Source organism: Candidatus Polarisedimenticolia bacterium (assembly GCA_035764505.1).
Lineage (GTDB): Bacteria > Acidobacteriota > Polarisedimenticolia > Gp22-AA2 > AA152 > AA152.
On record DASTZC010000021.1, the window covers coordinates 26,250 to 40,201 of the forward strand.

A 13,952-nucleotide genomic window follows, 5' to 3' on the forward strand; every position below is an offset into this window, starting at 1 on the left:
GCTATTTCCAGCGCCTGTAGAGGAAAAAATCCAGGGCCAGCCGGTCGGCTGGAGCCTGGATACGAGGAAACGACCCCCGCAAGCTCAGCAGCGGAAGGCGACTCCGAGCGCCGGCCCCTGGTAGAGCATGTCATAGGCGAAGCGATCGGCGCTCTCGCCTGTCTCCTCCGCATGCGGGCGGAACAGGCTGTGCTATGGCTTGAACAGCGGTGGGTGTCAGGGCGCGGGCTGCAGCTTCAACCCGCGACTGTCCGGCTCAGGTCCCCGATCGCATGGATCAGGCTCGCGTGGGTTCCTTCGCAGACGAAGCTGAAGCTGGCCGTGTTGTAAACAAATCCCGAGAGTGCAGGAGGCTCCTTGCGCCGCACGTCCGATACCGTGCAGCCGAGGCCCTTGGCTACACAGGTTGGCGTGGGGATCACGCAATTCTCTGGGCTGTCTGAGCTTGAACCTCGCAGCAAGCAATCTTCTTGAGAGAACCTCAAATCCTGATGAAAAAGCCGCCGGAGATTTCCTCGGCGGCTTCTCTTTGATGGGCAGCTCGTGGCGGCTGATACGCTCGCTTCAGAAACACCCCTCGCAGCTGTTGAATGGGCAGGGGTCAGGTGCGGTGCAGGTGGGGTCGGTGCTGCATTCGTGCATGCAGCAGTTGTTCGGTCCGAACCCGGTCGGGGTGCATCGTACGCCCACATCGCTGCAATAGCTGGAGCAGATAGGAGCATTCCACCTGATCTTGAAGCCGGAGTCGCTCACGTCGAGACCCGTATTGCCGACGGAATTGTGCGCCAGCACCTTCAGGAAAGCAGTTGAGCCGCCCGTCGGTGGCGCGGCAACCGTCCATGAATACGACCCCGTATTTCCGATTCCTGCCGCGATCGACGTGAAGGGTCCATCCGGGCCCGACCGTGATAGAAGAAGATCGACATTGCTGATGCTGGCTCCGCCACAGTCATCGGTTGCGCTCCAGGTCAGGGTAACCGTGCTGCCGATGTTCATGATCTGTCCGCCATTGGGATAATTCACGTGCACCAGGGGAACGTTCTTGGGGGAGTTGGAAACGAACGGACAGTCGTCGCAGGCATCGCCTTTTCCGTCCTCGTCATAGTCATGTTGGGTCAGGGGATCTTCGTCGTCTAGAACGAAATTCCTGACTTCATCGCACTTGTCCTGGTCCGCGATGATCTCGTCGCCATCGCAATCGTGCAGAGGTGACGAGAGTATCGAATTGAGATGATCGCGAAGCGCGGCCAGATTGCTGTCCTGCTCGGCTGTCAATGGAAGATGGAGCAAGAGGTTGTTGGAGTCAATCTCGGAAGATTGCAGGTCGTAATACTCTTCCGGTGCCGGGTTGGTATCGAACGTGCTCTTGCGGATGAGCTTGTAACGGCTGTTCCTGACGGCCTGGGCATTGAGCAGCTCACTGTACGCATACTGCCTCGTCCCCGCCCCGGTCGCATTGAGGATCGGAACAAGGCTTTCGGAATCGAGCACGACGCCCGGGTTGAGAGTGGAGGGTGAGCTCCCCGTCATCAGCTCGATCACGGTCGTGAACAGGTCGGTCGTATTCACGAGTGCATCGGTTTCACGGTCCGGGTCGGTGACCTGGGCTCCCGAGATGATCACCGGCACGTTGATTCCTCCCTGGTAAACCGTCTCCTTGGAATGACCCGCGCATTCAGGCCGGTAGACGTCATCGCAGACTTCCTTTGGGGTGCCGTTGTCGCCCAGGAGGATGATGGTCGTGTGGTCCAGGACCTGCTGGCCAATCTCGGTCTTGAGGCGACCGAATTCCTTGTCCACAGCCTCTATCATCGAAAAGTAGCATTGGCGCCTCGCAGCGTTGCTGTGGTCCATTTCGTCGCATAGGTGTCCTGGATCGACCCCCGCAAGAGGCCGAGCAGAGCTCCGGAGATTCACAGGAGGCGCCTGAAAGGGGGCATGCGGGGCATTGAAAGCCAGCATGAGAAACCAGGATCCCGTTTGCTGGCCAATCCAGGTGCTTGCATCGTTCACATTATCGGTCGTGGAATAGACGCTGGTGCCAGGGCTCACGCGGCCATCGATGGTCTTGATCCAGTTGAAGTAGTTGACAAGGTTGGAGTAGGCGCCCGTGTAATGCGGGAATCCGGAATCGTTGGGGCCGAGCGCACCACCGTTCATCGTATTGCTGAGATGCCACTTGCCGACCGCCGCCCGTGCCGGCACGGGCGACGCCATTGCGAGGACCTCAGGGAGGGTGGACTCGCATCGCGGCAGCTCGTTCGCCGGAAGGCCTTGGTCAAAAGGATTGGAGTCGATCTGGGGTTTGGTGATGTCACGGACACCCGTCCTGAAGCCGTACCGTCCGGTCATGAGCGTCGCACGCGTCGGGGAGCATATCGGGTTCGACCAGGCGTTGCGGAACAGCACCCCCGACGTCTTGAGAGCGTCGATATTGGGTGTGGCAGGGAAGTCGAGGGGTGGACAAACGTGGGGAGGAAGGCAGTAGGTTCCCAGCGCGTCTACCCCGACATCGTCGAGGACAATCATGAGGACATTATTCTGTGCTGCGGCCTCGCCGGAGCTGGCCAGGAGCGCGCACATAACGACCAGAAACCAGCCGAGAGTACGTAGCCTGAAGTGTCCTGACATGGAACCCCCCTCTTGATCTGGCCCGTTTTTCCTCACCCCCTGAAGGGAGGTGTCTCAGGTTTCTTAGTCGGAGGAGCCCGAAGGAAGGTTCTCCTGAAAGGCAGAAAGGTGCCGAGTCATGGCGGAGGGTTTGAAGAACGAATCGGTCGGCAGATGCGCCTAAGGCGGGAGGTGAAGTCTGGACGGATTACTTCGGGGAATCCGACACCGGGGGGAGGTGGTGGGTCAGCAGCCCCTCGGCGCGCAGCTGCCGCTCTTCGGCATGCATCGACTCGACCCAGGACTCCAGGACGAGATGGGTTTTCAAGGCCTGCCATTCGGCGGGGGTGAAAGCGTCGAGGTCCTCGGATGGGACCCGGGGGATCGAGGCAGGCAGCGCTTCCGTCCCGGCATCGCGGTCGGACCTCCGGCCCAGGTGGCCGAGATCGATTCCCTGCCGGTCGGCCCACTCGCCGATCCTTACCTGGGGAAACGCGGCAATCTCCGGCACGCTCCAGGCGGGCAGATCGATCTCTTCCTCGAGCCATCCCGCCACCTCGCGCCCGAGGAAGAAGGGCTGGTGTCCCCCGGCGTCGACAATCTTCCAGCTGAAGATCTCCCCCCGCTTCCCTTCGAGCAGGTGGGCCACTCTATCCTGCAGGTCCCCGAGGAACAGGGCCCCGAGCCGCGGCGCCCGCACCACGGTGTCGTTCCCTCCGAGGACGATCAGACTGGGGCCGCGCTGGGCATGCATCGCGTACAGAGCCGCGGGCCGATCTCCCAGAAAGCGCAGCGCCTGGTAGGAAAACCCCTGGCACATCGGCCGGGAGCTGTCCCAGTAACCCCCCGCGCCGTCCAGGTTGCCGCCTGACGCCATGACGGCGACCCAGGGGCGGGAATCGACGGCGCCCGCCAGAGCCGTGGCGTAGGAGCCCAGCGAAAACCCGAGCACGGCGATGCGCGACGGATCGATTTCCTCCCGCCTACGCAAATAGGAAACCCCCTGGAGCAGGTCGGTCACCATCAGCCCCGTCACGCGCCGCCCGTCCTCCGCGTCCGGGGAAAGCCGATCGTGCGCCTGGGATCGGGACCGATGTGTGTCGTTGCGCTCTCCCTCACCCACTGGATCGAAGGTCAGGACGGCGGCGCCGGCGCGCGCGTAAAGGGCCCCCGCGTAACGGGCGTACCAGGAGTGCTTGTCTCCGCCATGACCCGGAACGATAAGGAGACCGGGAATCCTGCCGGCCGGATGCCGCGGCAAATAGAGGAGTGCGGGAATCCGCATCCCATACTGCGTGCCATAGGAGACTCTTTCGACCCGTACCGCATCGTCCAGGTCGAAGCCGCCATGCGAGGCAGGGCTCAGATCGGGAAGGGGATCGGGAATGGAGAGGGTTTCACGCATCTCCTGCCTCCAGGCGGACCAGGGGGCTGCGTGCGGCGGAGGAGGCGGGAGAGCGCCCGCTGAAGCCGCGAGCAACTGTGAAAGAAATGGAACAATGAGCAGGTAGGGCACGGCCTGCGCTTCCCTGGAAGACCCACCGGGTTGAACGACGGTGAGACATCATTATAAACGAGCGAGTCTCTGGGTTTGCAGGAGGGCCGGGGAAGCGCCGCATTTGCCGGTTCATACGGGCATTCCAGTGCTCTATCGACCGGGTGTGATCCGCATGCCCCGTGCGTGCTAAGATGCGGCCTCCAGAATCATCAGTCCGGCAGCATCCCGGCGGAAATCGGCGGGATTACCACGAAAACCCCACCCTCAGGTTCGCGCCCGCAGCGCAGACTCGTCGGGATGGCGGTTCGACCGAGCCGTCGGGCGTAGAATCATCCATACGGTCGGAATAAAGCCCGCGGGACCCGGGGTTCGAGGCGCAAGGAGGCGGCAGTGGCGAAGAAACTGACCATCACCCTGGTGGTCGTCATCACGTTCATCGCGGTCCTCGGCCTCGTGAAGTACTGGCAGATCCAGGCCGCCATCTCCGCATCCACCAACTTCAAGATGCCCCCCGAGGCGGTCACCACCACGGTGGTGAAGGAAGAGCGCTGGCGGAACAGCCTGCAGAGCATCGGCAGCATCGAGGCGGTGCACGGGGTGACCGTCGCCGCCGATCTACCAGGCATCGTGGAGAAGATCGCCTTCAATTCGGGGGATAAGGTGCGCCAGGGGGACGTGCTCGTGACTCTGAGCACCCGCCAGGAGCAGGCCCAGCTCACGGCGGCCGAATCGCGCCTGGAGCTGACGCGCCTCAACCTGGAGAGGACGCAGGGCCTGCGGCAGGAGGGCATCACCGCGCAGGCTGATCTCGACCGGGCGATGGCGGAACACGACCAGGCCAAGGCGAGCGTCGGCGAGATCCGGGCCACCATCCAGCGCAAGGCGATCCGGGCCCCTTTTTCGGGAGTGCTCGGGATCCGGCTGGTGAACCTCGGCCAGTACCTGACCTCCGGCCAGCCGGTCGTCCCGCTGCAGACGCTCGATCCGGTCTACGTAAACTTCTCGGTGCCGCAGCAGGAGCTGCACCACGTTCCGATCGGCGCGGAGGTGCGGGTCACCTCGGACGACCTGGGGAAGGCCGCGCACACCGGCAAGATCACCGCGATCGACTCGGTGGTCGACCCTTCCACCCGGAACCTGCGGATCCAGGCGACCTTCGCCAATCCCGATCTGACCATGCGGCCCGGGATGTTCGTCGACACCGAGGTCCTCCTCGAGGAGGGAGCCGCGGTCATCCCCATCCCGTCCTCGTCGATCCAGTACGCTCCCTACGGCGACTCGGTCTTCGTGGTCGAGCAGGTGAAAGGGCAGGACGGCAAGAGCTACCTGGGAGTGCGCCAGCAGTTCGTCAAGCTCGGCCCCGGTCGTGGCGATCAGAAGGCGGTCCTCTCCGGCATCAAGCCCGGCGAGGAGATCGTCACTTCCGGAGTCTTCAAGCTGCGCAACGGCGCGGCGGTGCTCGTCAACAACGAGATCCAGCCAGGCAACAATCCGGAGCCGAAGCCCGAGGAGAACTGATGAAGTTCACCGATCTCTTCATCCGGCGCCCGGTCCTCGCCATCGTCGCCAACCTGGTCATCCTGATCGGCGGCATCCAGTCGATCCGCTCCCTCGCCGTGCGCCAGTACCCGCGCAGCGATATCGCGGTCATCAACGTCACCACGGTCTACGTCGGCGCCAACGCCGACTTGGTGCGCGGCTTCATCACCACGCCGCTGGAGCGCGTCCTGGCGAGCGCCGACGGCATCGATTACATGGAGTCCTCGAGCGCCCAGGGCGTGAGCACGATCACCGTCCATCTCAAGCTCAACTACGACACCAACGCGGCGCTCACCCAGATCCAGGCGAAGGTGGCGCAGGTGCGCAACGACCTGCCCCCCGAGTCGCAGGCGCCGGTGATCGATCTGCAGACCGCCGACAACCAGTTCGCTGCCATGTACATCGGCTTCTCCTCCGCGGACCTCGACCAGGGCCAGATCACCGACTACCTGACGCGCGTGGTGCAGCCGAAGCTCAGCGCCGTTAGTGGCGTGCAGCGGGCCGACATCCTGGGAGACCGCACCTTTGCCATGCGCATCTGGCTCAAGCCGGATCGCATGGCCGCCCTGCGCATCTCCCCCTCCGATGTGCGCACGGCGCTGGCCAACAACAACTACCTGTCGGCGCTCGGCCGGACCAAAGGATCGATGGTCTCGGTGAACCTGGTGGCCAACACCGACCTGAAGACCGCGGAGGAGTTCAAGCAGCTGGTGGTCAAGGAGGAGCAGGGGGTGGTGGTCCGGCTCGGCGAGATCGCCGACGTCGTCCTGGGGGCGGAGAACTACGACTCCGACGTGCGCTTCAACGGCGAGGCGGCGACCTTCATGGGGATCTGGGTGCTGCCCACCTCCAACGCCCTGGAGGTAATCCAGCGGGTGCGCGACACCATCCCGGAGATCCGCTCGCAGCTGCCGGCCGGCATGAAGGTCGGCATCCCGTATGATTCGACCAAGTACATTCAGAGCGCCCTGGAGGAGGTGCTGAAGACCCTGGGCGAGACGCTGCTGATCGTGGTCATCGTCATCTTCCTGTTCCTCGGCTCGGTCAGGGCCGTGTTCATCCCGGTGGTCGCCATCCCGATCTCCCTCATCGGCGCCGTCCTTCTGATGCTGATGTTCGGCTTCACCATCAATCTATTGACCCTGCTCGCCATCGTCCTGGCGGTCGGATTGGTGGTGGACGACGCCATCGTCATGGTGGAGAACGTCGAGCGCCACCTGCACCTGGGCGAGCCCCCGCTGCAGGCGGCGCTGATTGCGGCGCGCGAGCTGGTGGGACCGATTATCGCCATGACCATCACCCTGGCGGCGGTCTACACTCCGGTCGCGATCCAGGGAGGCCTCACCGGCGCGCTGTTCCGGGAATTTGCCTTCACCCTGGCGGGTGCGGTCATCGTCTCGGGGATCGTGGCCCTGACGTTGTCTCCCATGATGGGCTCCAAGCTGCTGCGCGAGGGCGACTCGAAGCGCGGCTTCGCCGCCTTCGTCAACCACCAGTTCGAGATCATCCGGCGTGTCTACTCGCGCCTGCTGGCGGTGACGCTGGCCAACCGGCCGATCCTCTTCGTGCTGTGGGTGGTGGTGGTGCTGCTCATCTTCCCCTTCTACATGTTCACGGCGCGCGAGCTGGCGCCGAGCGAGGACCAGGGGGTCGTCTTCGGGATCATCCAGGCCGCTCCCAACTCAACCCTCGATCAGACGAAGCTGTTCACGGCCAAGGTCTACGACGTCTACGCCGCGTTTCCGGAACACGACAGCATCTTCCAGATCACGACGCCCACGGGGGGCTTCGGAGGGATGGTGATGAAGCCCTGGGACCAGCGGACCCGGAACGCGGCGCAACTCACCGTGGTGTCAGGCGCGGAGCTGTCCAAGCTGGCGGGGATCCGGGTGATCACCACGACGCCGCCGGCGCTGCCCGGCGGCGGGAACTTCCCGGTCGACTTCGTGGTCGCCTCGACGAACGAGCCGACGCAGGTGGCGGCCCTGGCGGGCCAGCTCGTGCAGAAGGCCTTCGCCAGCGGCAAGTTCATGTTCGCGGATTCCGACGTGAAGTTCGACCAGCCCCAAGCGGAAGTGGTCTTCGATCGCGACAAGGTGCGCTCCCTGGGAGTCGACCTGAGCCAGGCGGGCGGCGACCTTGCGACGCTGCTGGGCGGCAATTTCGTGAACCGTTTCAGCATTCAGGGGCGGTCCTACAAGGTGATCCCTCAAATGGAGCGCTCCAACCGGCTCAACTCCGAGCAGCTTCAGGACATCTACGTCACCGGCCCCGAGGGGAAGCTGGTGCCCCTGTCCACCTTCGCCACTTTGAAGATGAGCACCCAGCCGCGCGAGCTGAAGCGCTTCCAGCAGCTCAATGCCGTGCGCGTCCAGGGGGTGATGGCGCCCGGCGCATCGCTGGATACTGCGCTGCGGGTGCTCGAGGACGAGGCGAAGCGCATCCTTCCGCGCGGTTACACCGTCGACTACGCCGGCGAATCGCGGCAGCTTCGCACCGAGGGGGCCAAGTTCCTGGGGACCTTCATGCTGTCGGCCATCCTGATCTATCTGGTCCTGGCGGCGCAGTTCGAGAGCTTCCGGGATCCGTTCATCATCCTGATCGGATCGGTGCCGCTGGCCGTCTCCGGTGCTCTGATGTTCTCGTTCCTGGGCTTCACCACGCTCAACATATACAGCCAAATCGGACTAATCACGCTGGTCGGCCTGGTCTCCAAGAACGGCATCCTGATCGTCGAGTTCGCCAACCACCTCCAGGAACAGGGCCGCGACAAGCTCCACGCCGTCCTGGAAGCGGCCGCCACGCGGCTGCGCCCGGTGCTCATGACCACCGCCGCCACCGTCGTCGGGCACACGCCGCTGATCCTGGCGAGAGGTCCCGGGGCCGGCGCGCGCAACAGCATCGGCATCATGCTGGTCAGCGGCATGATCATCGGCACCGCCTTCACCCTGTTCGTGGTTCCCTCCATCTACATGCTGGTGGCCAAGACGCACAAGGCCATGGATTCCGAGGGCGCGCCCGAGCGCGCCCCGGACATCGCCGGCGCCCAGCCCGCCGCTTCCTGATCGGCTATCGGATCGACGCCTGGCCGGATGCGCGTCGGCAGTCGCGGCGAATCCGGCAGCCTCTCTTGCCCGACAGCGTGGGCTCGGCTATCATCCCTCGGTCCCGGGATAATCGAACGATCGCGGAGACCTTGCAATGAGGCGCTTCGATGTCTTCCGCGCCTGGGGCCGCATCCTGAGCGGCACCCAGCCGACCCTTTCCATCGAAATCACCCGCGAATGTCCCCTGCGCTGTCCCGGCTGCTACGCCTACGAGCCGGAGCACCTGGGGAATCTCGGCCCTCTGCGATCGCTCGCCGATCGCCAAGGTCGGGACTTGATCGATGGCATCCTGGAACTGGTGCGACGCCATCGCCCGGTGTCGCTGTCCCTGGTGGGCGGGGAGCCGCTGGTGAGGTTCCGCGAGCTCGATGAGCTCCTTCCGCGCCTCAGCCGGATGGGCCTCACGGTGCAGCTGGTCACCAGCGCCGTGCGGCCGATTCCTGCTTCCTGGAGCCTCATCCCGCGCCTTTACCTGATGGTCTCGATCGACGGATTGCGCGAAGACCACGATCGCCGGCGCGCTCCCGCGACCTACGATCGGATCCTGAAGAACATCCAGGGACACCGGATCACCGTGCATTGCACGGTGACGGGCCAGATGGCCCGCCGGCCGGGCTCGTTCGGGCAGTTCGTATCGTTCTGGTCGGCGCGCGAGGAAGTGCGGAAGATCTGGTTCAGCCTCTACACGCCGCAGCGGGGGGAGCGCTCGGAGGAGATCCTGACGCAGGCGGAGCGCGCCGCAACCCTCGAGCAGTTGGCTCACCTTCGCAGCCGCTTCCCCAAGCTCTTTGCCCCCGACCCAATCCTGGAAGGCTACCGGAAGCCGCCGTCTTCTCCGGACGAATGCCTGTTCGCGCGCACGACCGTTTCGGTGACGGCCGACCTGAAGGGACGAATCACTCCCTGCCAGTTCGGCGGCGATCCCGACTGTTCGCAGTGCGGCTGCCTGGCTTCCGCGGGAATGAACTCGATCGGGGATGTCCGGCTGCTGGGGCTGCCTTTGAGAGAGATCTACGAGGCCTCGAGCCGGATTGGACGAGGCGTCTCCCGCTGGCGCAGCGCCAGGAGCGCGCCTGGCCCGGCGCAGGCGGGCCCGGCTTCGCCTTGAAGCGCGTTCTGTGCGCGCGTCAGACGGTGCGCCGGACCAGGTGGACGTAGACCGACTTGCCGTCCTCTCCCGGAATCTGCTCCTGACCCACCAGCTCCAGGTTCTTGGCGGCTTTGGCCCAACCCTTGAAATCGTTGACCGACCCGGGATCGGTGGCCAGCACCCTGAGGATCTGGCCCACGCCGAGCTGCTGCAGCGCCTGGCGGGCCTTGATGATCGGCTCGGGGCACTTGGCGCCGCGGACATCCAGCTCGCGGTCGTGCTGTTGCGTCACCGTGGGTTCCTCCTTTGAATGAGCTGCACTCGATGCCTCGACGCCTTCAGCGTCCGTGGGAGGAGGCGGCACATTCGTTGCGCCCCATCTCCAGCTCGTTGGCGCGCTCCTCGTCGGCCGCCGCCAGCCCCGCGTTCACCCGCTTGATCTCCAGATATTCGGGAGGAAAATGCGGCAGCGCGGCCAGCAGGTCGCGGACGAACTCCTCCTCACCGCGCTCCCGCAGCTCGGGATTGTCGCCCTTCAGGTCGCCGAGCGTCGCGGCGTAGATTCCATCCTCGCGCGCCTCGCCCGGATCGCTGAAATGTCCCGGCAGGACCAGCATGGCCTCGGGAAGCCGCCGCAATCTTCCATAGAGCGAGCGATAGTGCAGCGGGGCCCAGGCTTCGCCGCGACCGCCCAGATCGGGGCGCGCGATCGACCGGAGGAAGATCGAGTCTCCGCTGAACAGTATCGTTCGTCCTGCATGCGCGAGCTCCATGGCCGTCATCCCCAGGGTATGTCCGGGGACGTGCAGGGCGCGCAGCCGGGCCTCCCCGAGCCGGAATTCGTGTCCGTCTTCGAGCCACTCGAAATCGATTCTCGCGGGAAGGACGTCGACGGGATGTATCCCGTCGTAAGGATGCAGAAAGTAAGGAGCGCTGGTGACACGTGCCAGCGCGGGGCCGCCGCTGAGATGGTCGGCATGGGCGTGGGTGTCGACGATCGCCCGGAAGGTCAGCCCCTCGGCCCGGGCTAAATCGAGAATAGGGCCCAGATGGCGCGGCGGGTCGATCGCGACGGCGTCGCCCTCCTTGCCGGCGGCGACGTAATGCAGGCAGCCGCGCGCCGGCCGCTCGACCTGCCAGACCGCGCAGCCTTGCGGCGGGTCGGGGAGCCGGCGAATGTCGTAGAAGCTGCCCCAGGCCTGCATCCCCCCCTGCAGATTGGCGACCTCGTAGCCCATCGGCCGGAGCACCGATTCGGCCACCCACGCCGACGAATCGCCTTTGGCGCAGATTGCCACCAGCGGCAGGTCGCGCGGCACCCGCGCCGCGCTGTTGTCGGGATCCTCCACGAAATGGAAGTAGGGAACATTGACGGTGAGCGGGGAGCGGCGGGCTTCCACGCGCCAGCGCGCGAACTCGTCCTCGTTGCGCACGTCCAGGATGCGCAGCGTCTCACCGGCGTCCAGCCGGCGCTTCAGCTCGGCGGGGGTCAGGACGGGGCTCGAACCAGGCGAGGGCACGTCGTTTCCCGGGAAATCAGATGAAAAGCGAAACCTTGCTGCGGGCCGCGTCGCCCAGGAAGGTGGCTACGCCGCCGACCTCCAGTCCGTCGCACAGCTCGGCGGTGGTGATGCCCATGACGTCCATGCTCATCTGGCAGGCCACCGTCCGCACCCCAAGCTCCCGCGCCGTCGCGGCGAGGTCTTCGAGCGAGGCAATCTGCTTGTCGCGCATCATCTTCCGCATCAGCTTCGCGCCCACCCCGCCGAAGTTCATCTGCGACAGGCCCAGCGACGTGGTGGCGCCGGGAGTCATCAGTGCGAAGGCCTGCTCGAAGGGCTTCTTGCCTCGCAGCCGGCGCCCTTTCTTGAGGGCGCTGAGGCCCCAGAAGGTGAAGAACATGCTCACCTCCATCCCCATCGCCGCCGCGCCGCTGGCGATCACGAAGGCCGCCAGGACCTTGTCGAGGTCGCCGCTGAACACGACCATCGAGACGCGGTTCTCGGCCACCTCGCCCGCCAGCTCCTTCTGGGCGGCCTCCAGCGCGCTGACCCGTGCCTGCAGCTCGGCCAGCTTCGATTCCAGACTGGCGTGGGAAGAAGGGGTCTCGATCATGGGATTTCGCGGAGGATCGGCGTCGGGCGACCGGGTGGGTAAGTCATGGCCGTGAGCTCCTGGCTCGGAAAGTAAGCCCATTATAACGCCGTCGCGGGAAGCTCGCGGACTCGGTATTTATTCTTGCTGGCGGCGGCGCGGCTTCGCGGCTCGTGAGGGCGCTCTCAAGAAGTCGCTCTGGACGCCGACCGTATCGTGAGACTCCTGGAGCCAGGACTTCAGCTCCGCGTCGAGGTCTCTCTGAGATCGTATTCCGACGACGTGGATTCGCCATCGAGGCCCAAAGTCCTCGGTCTTGACGATGCGGCGGCTGCGCAACCAGCGCCTGAGCGCGAAGCTGATCCTCAGACCATCTTTGTGCGGAACCAGCCCGCCGAAGCGGACGCGTGCAACGCAGACCAGCCGCGTCTTCTGAGGAATGACCTGGACATCGCCGAGCGACTCGAGGAGCGCCACCGATTTCCTCGCCAGGCCGAGGGCGCCTGGGGAGGCCTTGGCGAACAGGTCCTCGAGCTTGAACCGGCCGCACGAATGCCACAGGTTGCGAGTGACCAGGCGCGCCCCGCACTTCGGGCATGTCCATAGGGGTCGATGACTCCCTTCGCCGTCCGCTGCTTTCACAGCCACCTTCAGGTGCCTCTCGTTCTCCATCACAATTTGCCGGACCAATCATGTAGCATCATCGTGCGAGCCATGCGCTTCCGGCACCCCAGGTGCTCGGAATTTGCGTCCGGGGGAGTATAAAGCTCATGGCATGCGGCGCGCTGCCGCCGCAGCCCTTTCTTTTTGGTATTGAACGCGAAGGATGCCGTGGCCCCGCATCGAGCGAAGGAGCGGGCGACCAGTCGGCCAACAGGCAGGAGGAGACCGGCATGAACGGGCGCGTGCGAACCGAAGCCGAATACGAAGAGCTGTCGACCCGATTGCTCGACGTGCTGATCCGCGCAGGCCTGATTCTGATCATGGTCGTCCTGTGCTATCGCATCTTCTCTCCTTTCATCTCCATGATGGCCTGGGCCGTGATCCTGGCGGTGGCCATCTACCCGCTGCACCAGTCGCTCGCGCGCCGGATCGGGGCCAAGCAGGGACTGGCGGCGACCCTCATCGCGGTCCTCGGGGCCGTCGTGATTGTGGTGCCCACCGCCCTGTTGCTGAGCTCGCTGGGCGACTCGGTGCGTGAGCTCGTGCAGGGCGCCCAGAACAATACCCTGCAGGTCCCCGAGCCGCGTCCGGGCGTGGCCGACTGGCCGCTCGTCGGCGACAGGATCTATGGCGTCTGGTCACGGGCGAGCTCCGACCTGCCGGCGCTGGTCCAGAGCATGCAGCCGAAAATCGGCGAGCTGGCCCGCTCGGCCCTGCGCTTCGTGGCCGGAATCGGCGGCCAGATCCTGCTGTTTCTGGCATCGTTCATCATTGCCGGCATCATCATGGCGTTCGGTCAGGAGGGCTCCCGCAGCAGCGAGGCGATCTTCGCGCGCCTGTTCGGCCCGCGAGCGGGCGAGTTCATCAAGCTCTGCACCTCGACCATCCGCGCCGTGGCCCAGGGGGTCATCGGCATCGCGCTCATCCAGGCGATTGCCATCGGCCTGATCCTGCTCATCGCGGGAGTGCCGCTGGCCGGAGGGTTGGCGGTGATCGCATTGGTGATGGGGATCGCGCAGATTCCGCTATTGCTGATCGTGGTGCCGGTCATCGCCTACCTGTGGATGAGCGGAAACTACGGCACCGGCGCGGCGATCGTTTACTCAATCGTGCTGTTGCTGGCGGGCATCGCCGACAACTTCCTCAAGCCCCTGCTGCTGGGACGCGGAGTCGATGCCCCCATGCCGGTGATCCTGCTGGGGGCTCTGGGAGGCATGGCGAGCAACGGGATCATCGGCCTGTTCATCGGGGCCACGCTGCTGGCGCTCGGCTACCAGCTCTTCATGAGCTGGGTTGCCAGGCGTCCGGGGGATTCGGCGGTTAACACTGCCGGCTGATTGTGGGCGTGGCC

At 64.9% G+C, this 13,952-nt stretch carries 10 protein-coding genes; 4 read left to right on the forward strand and 6 right to left on the reverse strand.

Annotated features, from left to right (window positions below; translation table 11 throughout):
* Positions 1 to 564: 564 nt before the first annotated feature.
* Positions 565 to 2,631, reverse strand: coding sequence for a sulfatase-like hydrolase/transferase (locus VFW45_01535; GenBank protein ID HEU5179446.1), 2,067 nt, complete (start codon positions 2,629 to 2,631; stop codon positions 565 to 567).
* Between the two features lie 187 nt (positions 2,632 to 2,818).
* Complete coding sequence (locus VFW45_01540; GenBank protein HEU5179447.1) at positions 2,819 to 4,015, reverse strand: prolyl oligopeptidase family serine peptidase; 1,197 nt, start codon at positions 4,013 to 4,015, stop codon at positions 2,819 to 2,821.
* A 483-nt stretch (positions 4,016 to 4,498) separates the two neighbouring features.
* On the opposite strand from VFW45_01540, the gene VFW45_01545 reads away from it, so the two are divergent.
* From VFW45_01545 to VFW45_01555, 3 genes are all read left to right on the forward strand, one after another.
* Complete coding sequence (locus VFW45_01545) at positions 4,499 to 5,626, forward strand: efflux RND transporter periplasmic adaptor subunit (GenBank protein HEU5179448.1); 1,128 nt, start codon at positions 4,499 to 4,501, stop codon at positions 5,624 to 5,626.
* On the forward strand, positions 5,626 to 8,712 hold the full coding sequence (locus tag VFW45_01550; protein HEU5179449.1) for an efflux RND transporter permease subunit: 3,087 nt from the start codon (positions 5,626 to 5,628) through the stop codon (positions 8,710 to 8,712). The genes VFW45_01545 and VFW45_01550 overlap by 1 nt, the downstream gene beginning before the upstream one ends.
* A gap of 136 nt (positions 8,713 to 8,848) precedes the next feature.
* The gene (locus VFW45_01555) at positions 8,849 to 9,862 is read left to right on the forward strand and encodes a radical SAM protein (GenBank protein ID HEU5179450.1); all 1,014 of its coding nucleotides are present in this window, start codon (positions 8,849 to 8,851) and stop codon (positions 9,860 to 9,862) included.
* A gap of 19 nt (positions 9,863 to 9,881) precedes the next feature.
* Here the strand turns inward: VFW45_01555 and VFW45_01560 are convergent, their stop codons facing one another.
* From VFW45_01560 to VFW45_01575, 4 genes are all read right to left on the reverse strand, one after another.
* Complete coding sequence (locus VFW45_01560; protein HEU5179451.1) at positions 9,882 to 10,136, reverse strand: sulfurtransferase TusA family protein; 255 nt, start codon at positions 10,134 to 10,136, stop codon at positions 9,882 to 9,884.
* A gap of 46 nt (positions 10,137 to 10,182) precedes the next feature.
* A complete protein-coding gene (locus tag VFW45_01565) occupies positions 10,183 to 11,364 on the reverse strand; it encodes an MBL fold metallo-hydrolase (protein ID HEU5179452.1) in 1,182 nt (393 codons plus the stop codon).
* A 16-nt stretch (positions 11,365 to 11,380) separates the two neighbouring features.
* Complete coding sequence (locus VFW45_01570; GenBank protein ID HEU5179453.1) at positions 11,381 to 11,959, reverse strand: DsrE/DsrF/DrsH-like family protein; 579 nt, start codon at positions 11,957 to 11,959, stop codon at positions 11,381 to 11,383.
* Between the two features lie 117 nt (positions 11,960 to 12,076).
* Complete coding sequence (locus VFW45_01575) at positions 12,077 to 12,610, reverse strand: DUF5655 domain-containing protein (protein ID HEU5179454.1); 534 nt, start codon at positions 12,608 to 12,610, stop codon at positions 12,077 to 12,079.
* Between the two features lie 221 nt (positions 12,611 to 12,831).
* Between VFW45_01575 and VFW45_01580 the strand changes: the two genes are divergently transcribed.
* Positions 12,832 to 13,938, forward strand: coding sequence for an AI-2E family transporter (locus tag VFW45_01580; GenBank protein HEU5179455.1), 1,107 nt, complete (start codon positions 12,832 to 12,834; stop codon positions 13,936 to 13,938).
* The last annotated feature ends 14 nt before the right edge of the window (positions 13,939 to 13,952 follow it).